At 44.9% G+C, this 18,067-nt stretch carries 14 protein-coding genes; 6 read left to right on the forward strand and 8 right to left on the reverse strand.

From position 1 onward, the window contains the following. Window positions 1-141 precede the first annotated feature (141 nt). Window positions 142-1,329, forward strand: a complete 1,188-nt coding sequence (locus tag LU351_RS04255; RefSeq protein WP_232592812.1) for an acetate kinase — start codon at window positions 142-144, stop codon at window positions 1,327-1,329. A 130-nt stretch (window positions 1,330-1,459) separates the two neighbouring features. Further along, a complete protein-coding gene (gene pta / locus LU351_RS04260) occupies window positions 1,460-3,613 on the forward strand; it encodes a phosphate acetyltransferase (protein ID WP_232592813.1) in 2,154 nt (717 codons plus the stop codon). Window positions 3,614-3,770: 157 nt separating this feature from the next. On the opposite strand, the gene LU351_RS04265 is transcribed toward pta, so the two are convergent. After that, window positions 3,771-4,454 (reverse strand): metal-dependent hydrolase, encoded by a 684-nt coding sequence (locus LU351_RS04265; protein WP_232592814.1) that lies wholly within the window; start codon window positions 4,452-4,454, stop codon window positions 3,771-3,773. A 214-nt stretch (window positions 4,455-4,668) separates the two neighbouring features. On the opposite strand from LU351_RS04265, the gene LU351_RS04270 reads away from it, so the two are divergent. Further along, window positions 4,669-5,775, forward strand: coding sequence for a Fic family protein (locus LU351_RS04270; RefSeq protein WP_232592815.1), 1,107 nt, complete (start codon window positions 4,669-4,671; stop codon window positions 5,773-5,775). Window positions 5,776-5,835: 60 nt separating this feature from the next. Here the strand turns inward: LU351_RS04270 and LU351_RS04275 are convergent, their stop codons facing one another. The 3 genes from LU351_RS04275 to LU351_RS04285 all read right to left on the reverse strand — a co-directional run bounded on the left by LU351_RS04275 (window position 5,836) and on the right by LU351_RS04285 (window position 10,590). Beyond that, complete coding sequence (locus LU351_RS04275) at window positions 5,836-6,282, reverse strand: YaiI/YqxD family protein (RefSeq protein ID WP_232592816.1); 447 nt, start codon at window positions 6,280-6,282, stop codon at window positions 5,836-5,838. A 46-nt stretch (window positions 6,283-6,328) separates the two neighbouring features. Then, window positions 6,329-9,577, reverse strand: a complete 3,249-nt coding sequence (locus tag LU351_RS04280; RefSeq protein ID WP_232592817.1) for a DEAD/DEAH box helicase — start codon at window positions 9,575-9,577, stop codon at window positions 6,329-6,331. Window positions 9,578-9,726: 149 nt separating this feature from the next. Continuing rightward, window positions 9,727-10,590, reverse strand: coding sequence for a YicC/YloC family endoribonuclease (locus LU351_RS04285; RefSeq protein ID WP_232592818.1), 864 nt, complete (start codon window positions 10,588-10,590; stop codon window positions 9,727-9,729). 136 nt (window positions 10,591-10,726) lie between these two features. Between LU351_RS04285 and rph the strand changes: the two genes are divergently transcribed. Beyond that, a complete protein-coding gene (gene rph, locus LU351_RS04290) occupies window positions 10,727-11,455 on the forward strand; it encodes a ribonuclease PH (protein WP_232592819.1) in 729 nt (242 codons plus the stop codon). Window positions 11,456-11,480: 25 nt separating this feature from the next. Here rph and LU351_RS04295 read toward each other — a convergent pair whose 3' ends face one another. Then, the gene (locus tag LU351_RS04295) at window positions 11,481-12,251 is read right to left on the reverse strand and encodes an exodeoxyribonuclease III (RefSeq protein ID WP_232592820.1); all 771 of its coding nucleotides are present in this window, start codon (window positions 12,249-12,251) and stop codon (window positions 11,481-11,483) included. Window positions 12,252-12,346: 95 nt separating this feature from the next. Here LU351_RS04295 and pyrE point away from each other — a divergent pair, with 95 nt between their 5' ends. Together pyrE and LU351_RS04305 are read left to right on the forward strand one after the other, a co-directional pair. Further along, a complete protein-coding gene (gene pyrE, locus LU351_RS04300; RefSeq protein ID WP_232592821.1) occupies window positions 12,347-13,009 on the forward strand; it encodes an orotate phosphoribosyltransferase in 663 nt (220 codons plus the stop codon). Between the two features lie 10 nt (window positions 13,010-13,019). Then, window positions 13,020-13,712, forward strand: a complete 693-nt coding sequence (locus tag LU351_RS04305) for a hypothetical protein (RefSeq protein WP_232592822.1) — start codon at window positions 13,020-13,022, stop codon at window positions 13,710-13,712. A gap of 27 nt (window positions 13,713-13,739) precedes the next feature. Here the strand turns inward: LU351_RS04305 and slmA are convergent, their stop codons facing one another. The 3 genes from slmA to LU351_RS20875 form a co-directional block, all read right to left on the reverse strand. Then, window positions 13,740-14,351 (reverse strand): nucleoid occlusion factor SlmA, encoded by a 612-nt coding sequence (slmA, locus tag LU351_RS04310; RefSeq protein ID WP_232592823.1) that lies wholly within the window; start codon window positions 14,349-14,351, stop codon window positions 13,740-13,742. 272 nt (window positions 14,352-14,623) lie between these two features. After that, entirely contained in the window at window positions 14,624-15,532 is a 909-nt protein-coding gene (gene argB / locus LU351_RS04315; protein ID WP_232592824.1) for an acetylglutamate kinase, read from the reverse strand. A 76-nt stretch (window positions 15,533-15,608) separates the two neighbouring features. Next, window positions 15,609-18,056, reverse strand: coding sequence for a phosphomannomutase/phosphoglucomutase (locus tag LU351_RS20875; protein WP_232592825.1), 2,448 nt, complete (start codon window positions 18,054-18,056; stop codon window positions 15,609-15,611). Window positions 18,057-18,067 lie beyond the last annotated feature (11 nt).

Consider the following 18,067-nt stretch of genomic DNA (forward strand, 5'->3'; position numbering starts at 1 on the left):
GTCATCTAAATGTTTCTGATTAAAAATAGTGTAGAATTTCCCGTCATTTCAGTATGTGTTATGGCCGCTGCTTTCCACTTTCTTGACAGCGGCTTTTCGTTTTATGGTTACTCGGATTATTTTCAGGGCGTATAGACTTTTATGAACAAAATGGTATTGGTGTTAAATTGCGGCAGTTCTTCCATTAAATTTGCCATTATTGAGGCGGCAACCGGTGATGCGGCCCTGTCTGGTTTGGCAGAAAGCTTAGGGAATGACGACGCAAAACTGACCATCAAGGTGAATGGCGAGAAAAAAGCCTGCCCGATTGATGCCAATGCCACTCACCAACAAGCGTTGAATGCCATCGAGTTGGCCTTAGAAGCGTATCAAGAGTTGCAAAACAGTTTGGTGGCGGTAGGGCATCGTGTCGTGCACGGTGGTGAAACCTTCACTCAATCGGTATTAATTAACGATGACGTGAAAAGCGCCATTCGTGAAACCGCCCATATGGCACCGTTGCATAACCCGGCGAATTTATCGGGTATTGAAAGTGCGGAGGCGGCCTTCCCGAATCTACCCCATGTTGCGGTGTTTGATACGGCATTTTTTCAAACCATGCCAAAACACGCCTACCTCTATGCCCTACCCTACGAGTTGTACCAAAAGCACGGTATTCGTCGATATGGCTTCCATGGCTCCAGCCATTATTTTGTGAGCCACAAAGCCGCCGAAATGCTGAGTAAGCCTTATGAACAATGCAATTTGATTACTGCGCATTTAGGTAACGGGTGCAGTATCGCGTCCATTCATCAAGGCCGTGCGGTGGATACCAGCCTCGGTTTTACGCCGCTCGAAGGTTTGGTGATGGGCACTCGTTGTGGGGACATCGACCCAAGTTTACCGACCTTTTTAATTGAACAGCTGGGCTATAGCGAAAAAGCGGTAACGGCCATGCTCAATAAAGAATCGGGTTTGTTGGGTATTTCCCAGTTAAGTAACGATTGTCGAACGTTGGAAGAGCAAGCCGAACAAGGCCATGAGTTGGCGAATCTTGCCTTAACGATTTTCAGTTATCGTTTGGCGAAATACATCGGTTCATATTTGGTTTCTGCAGGGCCGCTGGATGCATTGGTCTTCACCGGGGGCATTGGTGAAAACTCAGATCGATTGCGTGCCGATACGCTCAAGTATCTTTCCCATTTGGGTTTTGCAGTGGATGCCGATAAAAACACCGCCATGCGCTTTGGGCAGTCTGGGCCGATTCATCAAGAAGGCAGCCACAACACATTGGTGATTGCCACAAACGAAGAGTGGGTAATTGCACAAGACGCGATGCAATACGTGTAATCGCGTTTTTACCTCAGCCTTTTTATTTTTATTGGCCGCTTGCTATCGATTTTTCATCAACGGCCACCATTCGTTTTCGATTTTTTGAGGTCTACACGGCCTCGATGACGCTATTTTTTATGAGGTGAATATGCCGCGCCGAATTATGTTGATTCCCGCCGGTCGTAGCGTGGGTTTAACCACCGCTAGTTTGGGTTTGGTAAGAGCCATGCATCAACAAGGGTTGAGTGTGAATTTTTTCAAACCCGTTGCGCAACCCCGCCATGGCCAAGCCGAAGGAGAAGAACTCTCCAGTGCTATTGTGACACGCATTGCCAATTTGAACCCCGCCGAGCCCATTCGTCCAGCGATGGTGGAAGACATGATGAGTAAAGACAAGCTGGACGAGCTGCAAGAAGAAATTATTGCCCGTTATGAAAACGCCTATAACGGTGAAGATATTACGGTGATTGAAGGGTTGGTGTCGAATCCTCGTTACCCTTATGCTGTGCGTGTGAATCGTGCGGTGGCCAATGCGTTGGATGCACGAATGGTGTTGGTCGCCAACCCCGGTGGCCAAACCAAAAATCAAATCAACGATACTTTAGAAATCGTGGCCGATAATTACGGCGGCCATCGCAGTCGTAAAGTGATGGGCTGTATTTTTAATAAAATAGGCGCACCATTGGATGAAAAAGGGCGACTTCGACTAGACCTACAAGAAACCGTGAGTTTAGAAGGCGGCTCTAACGATGAGCATGAGCGCGCGGTAGAAGCATTAAAACAATTACCGATTTTTCATAAAAAATTCTCATTACTCGGGGCCATTCGTTGGGAGCCTGATTTATTAGCCCCACGGGTTCAAGACTTACGAAAATACCTGCACGCAGAATTTATTAATGCCGGTGATTACGAGCATCGTCGTTTACGCAGTGTGCATTTTTGTGCTCGTGAAATTCATAATATGGTCAGCGTTTTAAAACCGGGTGCCTTATTAGTGATTTCGGCAGATCGCAGTGACGTGATTGTTTCTGCCTGTTTGGCGGCAGTGAGCGGCACCAAAATTGGCGCACTGTTATTAACCGGCAGTTACGAGCCTGCCCCAAGCGTTATCGAACTATGCCAACAAGCCTTCGCAACGGGTTTACCCGTCATGCGCGTCCCCGATAATACCTGGCAAACGGCACTGAATTTACAGGCATTTAATTTAGAAATTCCGGCCGATGACGATCAACGATTGAATCGCATGATGGACCACACGGCGTCCTGTATTGAAAGCGACTGGATTACCACCTTAACGCGCGGTACGGCACGCAGTTTACGATTATCACCCCCCGCGTTTCGATATAAATTGGTACAAAGTGCACGAGCGGCCAATAAAACCATTGTGCTACCAGAGGGTGACGAACCGAGAACAATTAAAGCCGCTGCCTACTGTGCCGAGCGTGACATAGCCACCTGTATCTTATTGGGTGAGCGCGAGGAAATTCTTCGTATCGCAGAACAGCAAGGGGTGGAACTGGGTGAGCGTGTGCAAATTGTTGAGCCGGAATCCATTCGGCAAAAATACGTTGCGCCAATGGTGGAATTGCGAAAACACAAAGGGTTAACCGATGTGGTTGCCGAAGAACAACTGTTGGATAACGTCGTACTCGGTACCATGATGTTGCAACAAGGGGATGTCGATGGTCTGGTTTCAGGCGCTGTGAATACCACCGCCAATACCATCCGCCCTGCCCTGCAATTAGTCAAAACCGCACCGGGTTCGTCGTTGGTATCGTCCATTTTCTTTATGCTCTTGCCCGAGCAAGTATTGGTGTATGGGGACTGTGCCATTAACCCCGACCCGGATGCCGAGCAACTGGCTGACATTGCCATTCAATCGGCAGACTCCGCCAAACGATTCGGCATCGACCCTAAAGTCGCCATGATCAGTTACAGTACGGGTGAGTCTGGTACCGGTGCGGACGTAGAAAAAGTCAAAGCGGCCACCAAAATAGCCCAGCAAAAGCGCCCAGATTTAACCATCGACGGCCCATTGCAATACGACGCCGCCATTATGGAAAACGTCGCCCAGAAAAAGGCCCCCAACAGCCCTGTGGCCGGTCAAGCGACGGTATTTATTTTCCCCGATTTAAATACCGGTAATACCACTTACAAGGCAGTGCAACGAAGTGCCGACTTAGTCAGTATCGGGCCGATGTTGCAAGGTATGAATAAACCGGTGAATGATTTGAGCCGTGGTGCGTTAGTAGATGATATTGTGTTTACCATTGCATTAACCGCGATTCAGGCTGGGGATTGATTTCCCCCGTTGTGAGCGTTGTTTGTTTATTATCAGATTTCGGTAAGCACAATGTTGTCGGGCCGAAAAAATAGAACAAAATAATAATTAGTGAAAAAGTAATTAAAAAAGTGATTATTTTTTTCATTTTCAGAATTTCTTTTGAGAATCTTAATGTTTATGTTCCTAGCATTAGTCCTTTTAAGTTAGAAAAACTTGGAATTGATGCAAAGGAATAACTGGATGTTGGCATAAACCACCAAGATCCAAAAGCAACTAAAGCAAATACAATCGACGCAGGGATGCTGTCTAAATCAATGGGTTTTATTGCCGTCCCGAAAGATCGTTTGATGGTCATTCCCGATAAATCAACCGAATACAATTCATCCAACAGTAAGTGGGTGATGTACCCGACAAACATCATAAACCCAATGGCCCAAGCGTAATTGATTGAGGCTGCAAAAATTTTATAACTAAAAAAAGTGGTACCTAATCCAAAACTGACCGCCGCGATCAATGAATGAAAAGCCCCTCGATGAACGGTCAATTCTTTAAAAACCCAAATGAGCGGTACCCGCACAATAAAAAACGCGGCCATCATTGCTAGCCAAATAGTAAGCAAAGGTAGCCCTGCTAATTTTTGGGCAGTAAGAAAAGAGGCCAAAGCCCCGAGCCCGGTAAACATGGCGGAGACAGCGTGGGAATTGTCGGAGTCCACATCCGGCATAATACCGCCGAGCATACCCACTAACCACAAGGTGGCCGCTTGCCCAATGGTGATAAGTTGAAAGCTCAAAGCGCCGGAAACGGTGATGCCGGCAACAACGGCAGCGCCAGCGAGGTGGGTATTGAAATTGGCCATATTTTTGTTCTTAACGTATCTCTGGGTCTAATTTTCAAAATTAGAATGCAGTTTGTATGAATAAAAAGTGAATAAGCTGCCATAGGGTGCTAACGGGCTGCTATTGATTCTGTAGATCTATCGCCTATTTTATGTATAGATTTTTTAATTTTCTATATATGATTTTAGTTATATGTATAGATTTCTAAACTTTCTATATGTATCTTGTGAGTGTATGCATAGTTTTCAGGGTTTTATTGATATGTCCTATACGATTGGCATGTTACCTATCATTGGGGTAGAAAAGTGGGAAACCTCCGCTGTATTACGTAAAACGGCCGAGGCTCATCGGTATCTTGGGGAGTTGAAAGGCGTTGCAGCCAGTATTCCGAATGAGGCTATTTTGATCAACACCCTCTCTTTACAGGAAGCGAAAGACAGTTCTGAAGTAGAAAACATTGTGACCACGCACGATGAATTGTACAAAGCGGGTGTGTTTAGTGAAGCTAAAGTAAACCCTGCCGCTAAAGAAGTGCAAGATTACGCTTATGCGCTTAGATATGGCTTTCAAGTGGTAAGGCAACAAAAACTCATTCGTTTGTCTGATGTATTAGAAATACAGCAACATCTTGAACATAATCGGGCAGGCTTAAGACGGCTACCTGGTACAGACTTAAAAAACTCTCGTACTGGTGAGGTTGTGTATACTCCCCCACAGCATGCGGATGACATTGAAAAATTAATGGATAACTTGATTCATTATATTAATGATGATGAATTATGTGGCTTAGATCCACTCATTAAAATGGCGATTATTCACCATCAATTTGAAAGTATTCACCCGTTTTATGATGGTAACGGTAGAACTGGGAGAATTCTCAATATTTTGTATCTTGTAGCGAAAGATTTATTGAATTTACCTGTTCTGTATCTAAGCCGATTTATTATTCATCATAAATCTGAATATTACGATCAATTGCAAAGGGTGAGTGATGCAGAGGATTGGGAATCGTGGTTTTTATATATTCTGCAAGGGGTGACTGAAACGGCTCGAAACACTATTTCTTTAATACAAGAAATGAAAACACTTATGTCGTCAACCAAGCATCGTATGCGTGATGAATTACCAAAAATATACCGGCAAGATTTACTTAACAATATGTTTAATCACCCGTATACCAAAATAGAATTTGTTGTGGATGATTTAAATGTATCTCGTATTACTGCGACGAAATATCTAGAGCAATTGGTTGAGAAAGGGTTTCTGGAAAAACAAAAAATAGGTAAAGGCAATTACTATATTAATAACCCATTGTGTGATTTGTTAATGGCACACAGCTAATTTTTCAGCTGTGCTATAAAGAAGTTTTGCCTTTATCAGAAATGACCAGTCTTTATGCCTTTATTGGTGCTTCGCCAACCACCGATCAAGCTGGTTGGCAAAAGCTTGTTTCTCCTGCTGACCAAACGGCGGTGGCCCACCGCTATTGATACCGCTGCTACGAAGGGTGTCCATAAAATCCCGCATATTGAGCCGCGCTTTGATGTTCGCTTTCGTTAGAGATTCACCACGAAAGTTAATCACCACCGCCCCTTTATCAATCACTTCTGACGCCAAAGGAATGTCGGATGTGATAACTAAATCATTCGCTTCTGCGCTTTGAGCTATAAAATTATCAGCCACATCAAAACCGGGTTCTACACGCAGAGCACGGATACTCTTAAATGGAGGGTGCGAGACGGTCTGGTTAGCAACGAAAGTCATCTCCACCCCCGTCCTTTCTGCTGCGCGGAATAGAATTTGTTTAACGGCATTGGGGCAAGCGTCGGCGTCGATCCAAATGGGCATAGTTTTCTACTTAAGATGAGTTTGTGTATTATTAGTGTATATCAAATTAATCTGCAGAAGGTTCCAGTGGAGAATCTGTCAATAAATTCAAAAGCTCTTCAGAACTGATGCTAGTAGTTTTATTGTTATTACTTTCGTATACTGCATCGGCAATCGCTTGCTTTCGTTCTTGTAAGCTGAGTATTTTTTCTTCGATAGTGTCTTCGGCAATCAGTTTGTAAACGAAAACAGGTTTGTCTTGCCCTATTCTGTGTGCTCTATCCGTGGCTTGTGCTTCTGCGGCAGGGTTCCACCATGGATCAAAGTGAATAACAGTATCTGCTTCAGTTAAATTAAGGCCGACTCCCCCTGCTTTTAGACTAATGAGAAAAACGGGAATAACTTCGGTTTGAAACGATTGGATTACTTTATCACGTTTGCGAGTTTTTCCTGTAAGCATTGTGTAATCTATTTTAGATTTCTCTAACTCTTTTGCTATATGGTCTAGCATGGATGTAAATTGTGAGAAGATTAAAATTTTACGGCCCTCGCTGATCATTTCAGGGAGTATTTCCATTAAGAAGGTTAATTTTGCCGATTTTTTTTGTTTTTTCGCAGATGGAATGCTGAGCAGTTGGGGGTGGCAGCAAGCTTGTCTCATTTTGAGTAGTGCATCTAATATTTCTATGTGGCTTCTGGCTAATCCTTTTTTTTCCATTAAATCACGAATCTTTTTCTCCATTGTAATTCGAATTGATTCGTATAATTTTCTTTGGGCGGGAGGGAGAGCAATTTTGTGTACAATTTCGGTTTTAGGAGGCAGCTCTTTGACAACATTGTTTTTTGTACGTCGCAATAGAAAAGGTTTTATTCGATGATTGAGTTCTTGTTGTCTAGCATGGTTGTTATGCTGTTCTATCGGATTTCTGAACAGTTTTTTGAAGCTGGATTGAGAGCCTAAAAAACCATGCATCAAAAAATCAAATTGAGACCAAAGCTCACCTAGGTGATTTTCAAGAGGGGTTCCAGTTAAACAAAGTTTTGAATCGCTCTTAAGTAAGCGGACAGATTGGGATATTTGTGCATTTGGGTTTTTTATGTATTGGGCTTCATCAAGCACTACAATGTTGAAGTCAATAGGAGAAAGAACCTCAATATCTCTTGTTAAAATAGAATAACTTGTGACGATAATATTATATTGTAAAATATCAGAAGTTTCTTCATGTCGCTGAGATCCATAATGGCAATGAGAGTTCAAGTGTGGGGCAAAACGCCTGAGTTCACCCATCCAATTTCCGAGTAAACTGGTCGGAGCCACAATAAGTGCGCATCGGCTAAGTTTTCGCCGCTCTTTCAGTTTGGCTAAATGAGCAATAGTTTGTAAAGTTTTTCCCAGCCCCATGTCATCGGCTAATATACCTGAAAACCCAAAATCTGTGAGAAATTGAAGCCAGTTAAGGCCTTTTTGTTGATAATCTCTCAATGTTGCCTGTAAACGTTTTGGGGGTGCAACTTCCTTAATCCCTGAGAAATCTTTCAACTTGTGCGCTAATTTTTTAATCTCTTTATCGCCTTTCCAGAGAGTTTCTTTCTGGTCCTCACTCAAGTTTTTTTGTAACGTGAGTAAAGATAGGCTGCGTGATTTTGGAAGAGTCAGTTCTCCATCTGGTGATAATTGAGATTCGTTATCATATAGCTCAATGAGCACATTAGTAATAGGGGCTAGGCTTTCTTCGGAAAAGGTAAGCCAGTGATTTTCTTTTACTTCGACTAAGAGTGGTGCAGAAGTGCTATTGTTTTGGTTTTTTAACCAAGAGTGTAAAATAGGCAATAGTGGTACGGTATGTCCGTCAATGACAACATCCAGTCCTACACTGAACCAATCCAGACCGTGTTGTACATGACCATTAAAGTTACTACTGTGACTGAACTTCAGAGGAAAGCTATCGTCAATATGAACTTCCCAACCCTGATTTTTTAGTGTTGGCAAAATGTCATAAATAAATTCATGCCACAGCAGTGCGCTAACTGATGGAGGTAAACTCGGTGAAAAATGATAAAGGCTGAAATTGTGTTCAGTATTATTTTTGCTTAAAGTTTCAGAAAGCACGCTTGCTGCGTTTTTCTCTTCTTGTAGATTACGAATAATTTCAATGTATTCATCGTCACTAGAGACATGAATCACTGGATTCTTTTCTTCAGAGGATATTCTTTCTGAATCGTATCGGTATTCTAATGTGGCAACCGGGTGTATCTTTTCTTGAAAAGTCGATAGTGATGCTCCTAAAAGGGTTAAGATCGGTACAGGTGAAGTCTCGATGGTTCGAGTATGTTCATGATCAAGAGGTAAAGGAAAAGTAATAGGCAATGTTCTAAGGTGAGATTGTAGTTCCCTAGCTTCCATTTGTGTCAATATTGGCATGTTTGTTAGAGCGATAACGGTGTCACTGTCTAAATGGCTGCTGTAAATATGACATTCTTTAGTATCGGTATCAATAACGCAAAGTGGCAGCGTCGGTAGCAATATTAAATTTTTCTGATTTAAAGGTAAGTTATGATGTAGCTGAAATTGCCCGTTATTTTCTTCCCAGTGTAACTCTAAACTATGCGTTTTTGCGAAGCGGATTGGTTCTGACGATGTGTGTGATTGCCAAAAGCAGCGACCTGTGGTTATTAAAAGCTTTAAAATTAAGAAGCCTTCTTCATTTTTGAAGATCGATTCAGGTGAGAAAAGATTATTTTTTTGGGCAACAAGTTCAACAATTTGGCTTTCTATAGAGTTGAAATTTCCTGGCCATAGATTACGCCAACTGGTTTTATCTCTATTGATAATTTTTCCCCAACTCGATTTCCCGAGTCTTTGCTCATAAATGTGTAAATCCAATATTTTATCTAGGCTGGATTTTAATTCGAAATACAGCCGAGCTCTAATCTCGGAGATCGAAGAAGAGCTTGTTTGAGGGTTGTATTTTTGAAATGCAGATATCCATGAATCAATGGGTTTAATGTTTTTTTCTTCATCAATTGCAAAATTTTGAGAGGACTGTTCCTCTAATACGGCATAGAGAATTGCAGCCGTATGTTTGCAATTATAACCCACTGGGCAAGAACATTCAGAGAAATAGCTGGAAAAATCTTCAATGTCGATTGTGATATCGTAGGTCTGGCGGTGAGTACCTAATACTCTTCCGTAGATCACATCATCTTCTTCAATAATATAGTCAAGAACATTCCCTTTTTTGAAATAATTTTTCCCTCGTTGAGCATAGGTTTTTCCACACAGTTTTTGAATAATTTTTTCGCTAAGACTAATCATGATGCCTATTTTAAAGACTCTGAAAAAAGGAAGAATGTGATTTGAATGAATGATTTTCCCCTATGTTAAAGGGGATTTGTAAGTTAGATGGTCAGTTTTACTTTGACTGACCACTTATGATCGATAGAAATTTTGTTTCGAAAATGAAATTATTCAATATTCTGAACTTGCTCGCGCATTTGCTCAATTAATACTTTTAATTCCACGGCAGCTTGAGTGGTGTCACTCACGGTTGCTTTGGAAGATAGGGTGTTCGCCTCACGATTTAATTCCTGCATTAAAAAATCTAAGCGCCTACCAATGCCCCCTTTTTGTTTTAAACAATTTCTGACTTCCGTAACGTGTGTATCGAGGCGGTCTAATTCTTCGTCGACATCGGATTTATTGGCAAGGTAAACAATTTCTTGCTCTAGGCGTTCTTTATCAATTTCAACAGATAATTCTTCAATTTTTGTGGTGAGCTTTTGTCGCTGATTGGCGGCGATTTCTGGGAGTCGCTCTCGGACTAGCTTTACTTGTTCGCTCACTCCGACGAGCCTTTGTTCGATCAATGTGGAGAGTTCTTTGCCTTCACGTTCTCTGTGTTCTACTAAACCGGTCAAGGCGCAATCAAATTCTTCCAATAAGCTTTTGTTGAACAGTTCGGTGTCGATAGTGGCTTCTTCCATGACACCCGGCCAACGTAAAACTTCCAGTGGATCGATAGGGGCGGCATTGACCATCATTTGATTCAGCTGGTCAGCGGCGGCAATGATTTGTTGAGCGAGCTTGGTATTGACGGCAAGGTGATTGTCGTCTGAGCCCATGTGTAATTGTAAGTTAACTTCGATTTTCCCGCGTTGCAGTCGATGACGCAGTTTTTCACGCAGATGGGTTTCTAAGGCACGAGCATTTTCTGGCAGTCGAAAATGAGGTTCAAGGTAGCGATGGTTCACGCTGCGAATTTCCCAGGTGATGGTTCCCCAGGGTTGTTGACTTTCGTGCCGAGAAAAGCCGGTCATACTGCGTGGCATTGTGAGATCCTTATGTGATGATGAGGAAAACAAAAAAAAGGGTGAGTTCATTACTGCCCCGTCAATCTGTCATGGTAACACACTGGTAGTGGGTTATAATTTGCGACCCAATGATAGACAGTTAAGAGACTTAGTTATGCAACGACCCAGTGGCCGTCAGCCTGATCAGCTCCGCAAGATCACCCTCACTCGTCAGTACACAAAACACGCTGAAGGTTCCGTTCTCGTTGAGTTTGGTGATACCAAAGTGCTCTGTACTGCCACTATCGAGGAAGGTGTACCTCGTTTTATGCGTGGCGAAGGCCGAGGTTGGGTAACGGCAGAGTACGGCATGTTGCCACGCTCCACCGGCACTCGGATGGGGCGTGAGGCCGCACGAGGTAAACAAGGTGGGCGTACCGTTGAAATCCAGCGCTTAATTGGCCGATCGCTCCGGGCTGCCGTGAATTTGGAGGCCTTAGGCGAAAATACCATCACTATTGACTGCGATGTTCTGCAAGCGGACGGTGGTACTCGAACAGCTTCCATAACGGGCGCCGGTGTGGCGTTGAGTGATGCCTTAGCGGTTATGAAAGAGCGTGGCTTGTTGCCGGATGCAGACGTCCACCCTATGCCGAATATGATTGCGGCGGTTTCGGTGGGTATTTTCGACGGTGAAGTGGTCTTGGATTTGGATTACCCCGAAGACAGTGCCGCTGAAGCGGATATGAATATTGTGATGTGTGAAGGTGGTGGTTTGGTGGAGGTTCAGGGGACGGCTGAAGCAGATCCGTTTACGGAAGCTCAGTTTGCCACCATGTTGTCGATGGCCAAGAAGGGCATTAGTGAATTACATGACCTTCAAAAGGCGTCACTGGAAGGGTAGTTTCCCCAATGTCGATATCGAGCCGTTAGAGCTCGATATCGTAATCAATAATTAAGGGGAGGTGACTGGAGAAAAGCTTGTTTTTGTAAGTAACCCCATACTCCACTCGATTTTTTAGGTTCTCAGACACCACTTGCAGGTCGGTACGCCATCCATCGCCATTTCCGACTTCTCCGCTGGGCCACCAAGTGTATTCATCGTTATCTTTATTGACTCGACGAAAGGCATCTACATAACCAATTTGATTGTAGAGTTGGTCCATCCATTGGCGTTCATGCTCTAAAAAGCCTGAATTACCGGCGTTCTGTTGTGCGTTTTGAACATCAATGGCTTTATGAGCCATTTGCCAGTTACCGCAAAAAATAAACTCCCGGCGCTTGCGGGTAATTTTATGCAGGTGTGCCTGAAAGTCGTCAAAAAAGCTGGTTTTTACATCTACAGACTCCAGCTCGGAAGAGGCACTTGGCGCCAACAGCGAGCCTATACTAATGTTGTCGTAATCCGCTTGAAGGTAGCGGCCTTCCATATCGACACCACTTGAAAACCCAAGCCCATAAATGAGGGCTTTAGGTTGGTGGCGTGTGTAAATGGCGACTCCGTTGTAATGTTTGGTACCAGAGTCAAAAAAATACGCGTGATACCCTTCCGGATGAAAGATGTCATGGTCAAGTTCATACTCCAGGGCGCGTAGATCTTGTAAACAAATGATGTCGGCGTCTTGCTCAGACAGCCAGTCATACAGCCCACGTTGGGCGGCTTGAAAAATACCGTCCACACTGAGATTGATAATTCGCATATTAGCCCCTTGATAACGGACTGTGTATGATACCGGGCTTTGACCGTTTTTGTTAGATCGTTCTTTTTCGAATGTGTATACGTAGTGAGACTCAGATGCAGCAATACCAAAAAGACTTCATTCAGTTGGCCTTAAACCACGGTGCACTATGCTTCGGTGAGTTTACGTTAAAGTCCGGTCGGGTTAGCCCTTACTTTTTTAATGCAGGCAAGTTTCAAACCGGCGCGGCTTTAGCTGAATTGGGGCGCTATTACGCTGCCGCATTACAAGATGCTAACTTATCGATAGATATGATTTTCGGTCCCGCTTATAAAGGTATCCCTTTGGCGTCCACTACGGCAGTAGCATTGGCTGATCATCATGATATGGATTTGCCGTATTGCTTCAACCGTAAAGAAGCAAAAGGCCATGGAGAGGGAGGCACTTTAGTAGGGGCACCTTTGCAGGGAAAAGTGCTAATCATCGATGATGTCATCACGGCGGGAACGGCTGTTCGTGAAGTGGTTGAGATTATTCGTCAGGCAGGGGCTGAACCTGCGGCGGTTTTAATTGGTCTAAACCGCCAGGAACGGGGTAAGGGTGCCTTAAGTGCCATACAGGAAGTGGAGCGGGATTATGGTATCCCTGTCATTAGTATTATTGAATTGAATGACATCATTACGTTTTTGGAACAGCAGTCCGTAAATGAATCGTCTTTAGATCAAGATGATATGTTAGGGCGTGTACGTGCGTATCGAGATAATTATGGAGTGAGGTAGTAGAGCAAATATGGTGGCTCTTCCTGCGAACAAATTCACCCTTCAAGTTGAGGTCGTATTGAATAGCTTGCGACGTTTTTGGGGTGTATACGTACTGTTTATGGTTATCGTGGGCCAGTTTGGTGCTGCCAGTGCGACTTGGGCACAGTCCGGTGTTATGTACCGTTACACTAACAATGAAGGTGTAAAAGTGATTAACCATACGGTGCCGCCGGAATATGTGCAAAATGGCTATGAGGTCATTAACAGTCATGGCGATGTTATACGTGTTATCGAGCCAAGCTTGACCGATGAGCAATTGGAGTTGAAGGCAGAACAAGCCAAACTAGATGAGTGGGATCGAGACCTGATGCGCCGTTACAGTACCGTCTCGGACGTGGAGGCCGCTAAGGCGCGTCGTTTGAAAGAAATCGACACCAGTGTGGCGATTTTGAAAGGAAACATTCGTGGTTTTGATGCTCAAATTGCTCGTGAGCAATCCAAGGCGGCAGACTTCGAGCGCAGAGGGCGCCAAGTGCCTGAAGCGGTGCTGATTAATATTAAAAACTTCAACGAAGAAAAATCTGCAGCGGAACGTTTAATCGAAGCTCGTAAAGAAGATTATCAGCGTGTTGAAGCTCAATACGATAAAGATATTGAGCGTTTTCGTCTGATTGTGGAACGCCGAAACTCAGTATCCGTATCGGCGGGCAATGGCCGTTAAGCGACGATTTTCAGTTTCTGCCAGCTCTTAGACTTCAGCCAATACTTCGCCAAAAATGCCACTCAGTAACAATGGCCATTGGTCAGACCAGTATTCGGTAGGCAATTTTTTAAATTCGCTTCGAACATACTGCGCTATGCGCCCTTCCACGGCAGACATCATTAAATTAGCCGATGCTGTGACAGTGATTCTCGGACGAACGCCTTCCCTCACTTCCGCTTCTCTCAAGATTTGTTTCAGTTGAGTTTCTAGGCGATCAAAAAATTGCACGACACGATCGTGAAGCCTGCCATTCTCTCCTTGTAATGCATCACCGGTCAGGATACGAGTAATCCCCGGATTGCGCTCGGTGAAGGTGAGTAAGAGCAATAAGATTTTTTCGCAACGATCTCGAACGCCAGGCTCATCAGCCATGATCAGGTTAATTCGAGTGAAAACGGTTTCTTCGATGAACTCAATCAACCCCTCGAACATTTTGGACTTGCTGGGAAAATGACGATAAAGAGCAGCTTCAGAAAAGCCTACTTCTTTGGCCAAGCCAGCAGTGGTGATTCTCGCTCCAGGTGATACTTCGAGCATGTGGGCCAGCGCTTGCAGAATTTCTTCGCGGCGAGATAGTTTGTTCTCTGCTTTACTCATAGCGACTCATTAAAGGTTGGTGAGCGACTGCGTAATCGTGTGGCTTACTTAAGCTTGCTAAGCCATACGTCGTAGAGCACGCGTTTCGATGTCAAATAACGGCGAACCATTGCGCAAAATTTGCCTATGGACATTACTTATAGCTTTCGCTTATATGTTAATGGCCATCAAATCTATCCTAGCGATATATGTGACAGCCTTCAATAATACGATGTGGGTTAACGCAATGGTTTTCGTCGCTTTCACTGATTCCATGGGTATTTACGACGTCGTTAGGTCAAATTTTGATTGTTGGTAATCAAGGTGCCGACCCCGGCATCGGTGAAAATTTCTAGTAACACGGCATGATTGACACGTCCGTCAACAATGTGAGCAGAATTGACACCACCTTTCACGGCATCGAGCGCGCATTGGATTTTAGGCAGCATACCGCCGTAAATAGTCCCGTCTTCAATAAGCGCATCGACTTGCTGTGTGGATAGTCCTGTTAGGACACTGCCAGATTTGTTTTGGAGTCCAGAAACATTGGTGAGCAGCATTAGTTTCTCTGCCTTAACGACTTCAGCAATTTTTCCAGCGACGAGATCCGCATTAATGTTGTAGGCACTGCCATCATTACCGACCCCGATAGGTGCAATCACAGGGATAAAGTCACTGTTGACCAACATTTCAATCACGGAGGTGTTGATGGATTGAACCTCTCCTACATGGCCAATATCAATAATTTCAGTGGCTTTCATGTCTGGAGTTTTACGGGTCACGGACATTTTCTTAGCTCGAATCAGTTGGCCGTCTTTCCCGGTAATACCAATGGCTTGGCCACCGTTGTGATTGATCAGGTTAACAATGTGTTTATTCACACTGGCGCCAAGCACCATTTCGACCACATCCATGGTGGCGCTGTCGGTGACGCGCATACCGTCCACGAATTCAGACGTGATATTCAATTTTTCCAGTAGTTGGCCAATTTGTGGGCCGCCGCCATGGACGACTATGGGGTTCATGCCCACCAGCTTCATTAAGACAACATCCCGTGCGAAGCTGTTTTGGAGGGCCTCATCAATCATCGCATTACCGCCAAATTTGACGACAATGGTTTTGTTCGTGAAGCGCTGAATGTATGGCAGTGCTTCAGTAAGCACTTGGGCGATATTGAGAGCAGAAGAGCGGTCCAGTGACATAGCAAGATAGGTCCTATTGAACAACAAGTGGGCAAGATTGAATGAGGTTGAGTGGTTGGGTTGTGCGGGGCATGGGTTAGAAGTCCAGAGTCAGGTCTTTGGCTACTTTGGCGATTTCCCGTTTGAAGAGCGCTTTTAGTTGATCAATCACGTCTTCAGAATCCCCTTCAAAACGCAGAGTGAGTTCGGGGCCGGTATTTGAGGCTCTGATGAGTCCCCAGCCTTTGGCGAATTCAACGCGCAGTCCATCAATGGTAGAGGATTTACCACTCTGGAAATCACCGGATTCCACCAGCCGCTCAATGACTTCAAATTTTTCTTCTTCGGCGACCGGGATTCGAATTTCCGGGCTAGCAGGCAAGGCAGGGAATGATTCAAAGATACTGTCCAGATCTTGCTCCCGTAGGCTCATAATTTCAAGTAAGCGTGCGGCGGCGAACATACCATCGTCAAAGCCGTACCAGCGATCTTTGATGAAAATATGGCCGGAGTATTCCCCGCCCAGTAATGCATCGGTTTCGATCATTTTGGATTTAATATGGGCATGGCCAGTTTTCCACATGATGGGACGGCCGCCGTAGCTGCTGATCAAAGAGCTGAGCTGGCGAGTGCATTTTACATCGAAAATCACGTCAGCCCCTGGGTTGCGAGATACGATGTCTTTGGCAAAGAGCATCATTAGCCTGTCAGCAGAGATGATTTGTCCAGATGCGGTCACAACGGCAATACGATCTCCATCGCCATCAAAGGCAAAGCCTAAGTCGGCCTCTTCTTCTTTGACCGCATTAATCAATTGTTGCAAATTCTCAGGGTTGCTCGGATCTGGTTCGTGACTTGGGAAGTTGCCATCAATCGTACAATTGAGAGGCACGACCTCACAGCCTAATTCTTCCAACAATTGAGGGGCTATGTCGGCTGTGGCGCCATTGCCGGCATCGACGACAACCTTGAGTACGCCCATTAGTGCCACATCCGATAAAATGGCGTCAATATAATCATCGGTAATGTCGCGGGAACTCATTTCACCTTGTCCGGTTTGGAAGTTCCCCAGCTCCATATCGCGTTTGAGGGACTGAATGCCGTCATCGGCCAGTGGTTTGCCGTCCAGCGTCATTTTAAAGCCGTTGTGATTGGCACCATTATGGCTGGCGGTGATGATAACGCCGCATTTGATTTGTTCGTCGGTGGCAATGGCGAAATACAATAGTGGCGATGGTACTAGGCCCAAATCGATGACGTCACAGCCTGTGGATAACACACCAGCGGTGAGAGACTCGAATAGTTCCGGGCTGGTAATGCGGCCATCTTTGGCTACAAAGAGATTATCGAAGCCCGCCTCCAAGACTCGTGTACCAAGGGCTTTACCCAGTGTATTTGCCAGCTCAGTATTAACGTGCTCGGGGGATAACCCGCGAATATCGTAAGCGCGAAACGCTTCTGCGGCGAAGGTGGCTTTGACTTCTTGTTCTTGCTCTCCACCCGCGCCTGCTCGATCTTGGCGATCACTGCTCAGTAATTGGGCATCTTCTTCGGCGATATCCACGTCTAAGACGCTGCTCATGGGGTAATTTTGGTGTCCACCGCCAGTGCTGGTTTTTGAGGTGGAGCCAGGCACCGAAACAGCACCAATGCTGGGATCGAAAGACATGCTTTCTTGCAGTCGGCGACCAAAAACCCAAGCCACACTTAAGGTAATACCGGCAAAAACCAGTAACCCTAAGTACAAAAAAATCGGGAATACGCTGGCTTGACGCTTAATATCAATACCGGCTTGAAATTCAATCTTCCAAATCTCGCCAGGGAGGTTTGCGGTGACGGAAGGTCCATGGCCTTGCCCGACACTCAATAATGTATTGGAGTTGGTATTTCGATAACTTTGTACCAGTCGAGTCTCTCCCTCGGTTGGCGGTATTTCTGCTAGTACACCTGCCAGCATGGAGATGGGTAATCGAATTAATATCGTGCCTACCGCTCTGACGGAGTTGTTGTCGTCACTTTGAGGGGTAATACCAGAGACGAAGTTAATCACCCATTGATCACCCACCTTGCTGGCCTCCGGAGCCAGTGTTTGCCCGCTTTCAGCTCGGTTGATCATGTCTAGCTCGGTGAAACGGATAGGAGAAATGTCATTATCACGCAGGACAGCTTTATTTTCTCGAAAGACATCGACACTGACGGCCTGTCGAAAGGCGGTTTGTAGGCTTGACCGCCAAATCTCAAGGTCCGTTTCAGTGCTTGAAACCGCATCAATGAGGCCTTGTCGTTGTGAGAAGGTTTGTAGTTCTTTTTGGATTGAATTGAGCTGTGCCGATAACTTTCCTGCCTGTCGCGATGCTTGAATATTACTGAGCTCTAGAATATTAGCGGCTTCGGCTTGCAGTTTAAAGTGGTCGTAGCTGAAGTAGCTGACCACCGCAATAATGACTATGGCTGCAGCGAGAGCGCCATGAAAAACAGGCTTGATGGGTGATACTTTTTTTTCTTTTGGTGATGACTTAGCGCGCTTATGTTTATTAGCCGGCACGTCAGGTTCCT

Origin of the sequence: Marinibactrum halimedae, from assembly GCF_021234875.1 — a bacterium.
In the GTDB taxonomy this organism is placed as follows: domain Bacteria; phylum Pseudomonadota; class Gammaproteobacteria; order Pseudomonadales; family Cellvibrionaceae; genus Marinibactrum; species Marinibactrum halimedae.

Bases quoted from the DNA above. Each gene is read 5' to 3' on its own strand.
- LU351_RS04255 (WP_232592812.1), top strand. From the start codon at position 142: ATGAACAAAATGGTATTGGTGTTAAATTGCGGCAGTTCTTCCATTAAA.
- pta (WP_232592813.1), top strand. From the start codon at position 1,460: ATGCCGCGCCGAATTATGTTGATTCCCGCCGGTCGTAGCGTGGGTTTA.
- LU351_RS04265 (WP_232592814.1), bottom strand. From the start codon at position 4,454: ATGGCCAATTTCAATACCCACCTCGCTGGCGCTGCCGTTGTTGCCGGC.
- LU351_RS04270 (WP_232592815.1), top strand. From the start codon at position 4,669: ATGCATAGTTTTCAGGGTTTTATTGATATGTCCTATACGATTGGCATG.
- LU351_RS04275 (WP_232592816.1), bottom strand. From the start codon at position 6,282: ATGCCCATTTGGATCGACGCCGACGCTTGCCCCAATGCCGTTAAACAA.
- LU351_RS04280 (WP_232592817.1), bottom strand. From the start codon at position 9,577: ATGATTAGTCTTAGCGAAAAAATTATTCAAAAACTGTGTGGAAAAACC.
- LU351_RS04285 (WP_232592818.1), bottom strand. From the start codon at position 10,590: ATGCCACGCAGTATGACCGGCTTTTCTCGGCACGAAAGTCAACAACCC.
- rph (WP_232592819.1), top strand. From the start codon at position 10,727: ATGCAACGACCCAGTGGCCGTCAGCCTGATCAGCTCCGCAAGATCACC.
- LU351_RS04295 (WP_232592820.1), bottom strand. From the start codon at position 12,251: ATGCGAATTATCAATCTCAGTGTGGACGGTATTTTTCAAGCCGCCCAA.
- pyrE (WP_232592821.1), top strand. From the start codon at position 12,347: ATGCAGCAATACCAAAAAGACTTCATTCAGTTGGCCTTAAACCACGGT.
- LU351_RS04305 (WP_232592822.1), top strand. From the start codon at position 13,020: ATGGTGGCTCTTCCTGCGAACAAATTCACCCTTCAAGTTGAGGTCGTA.
- slmA (WP_232592823.1), bottom strand. From the start codon at position 14,351: ATGAGTAAAGCAGAGAACAAACTATCTCGCCGCGAAGAAATTCTGCAA.
- argB (WP_232592824.1), bottom strand. From the start codon at position 15,532: ATGTCACTGGACCGCTCTTCTGCTCTCAATATCGCCCAAGTGCTTACT.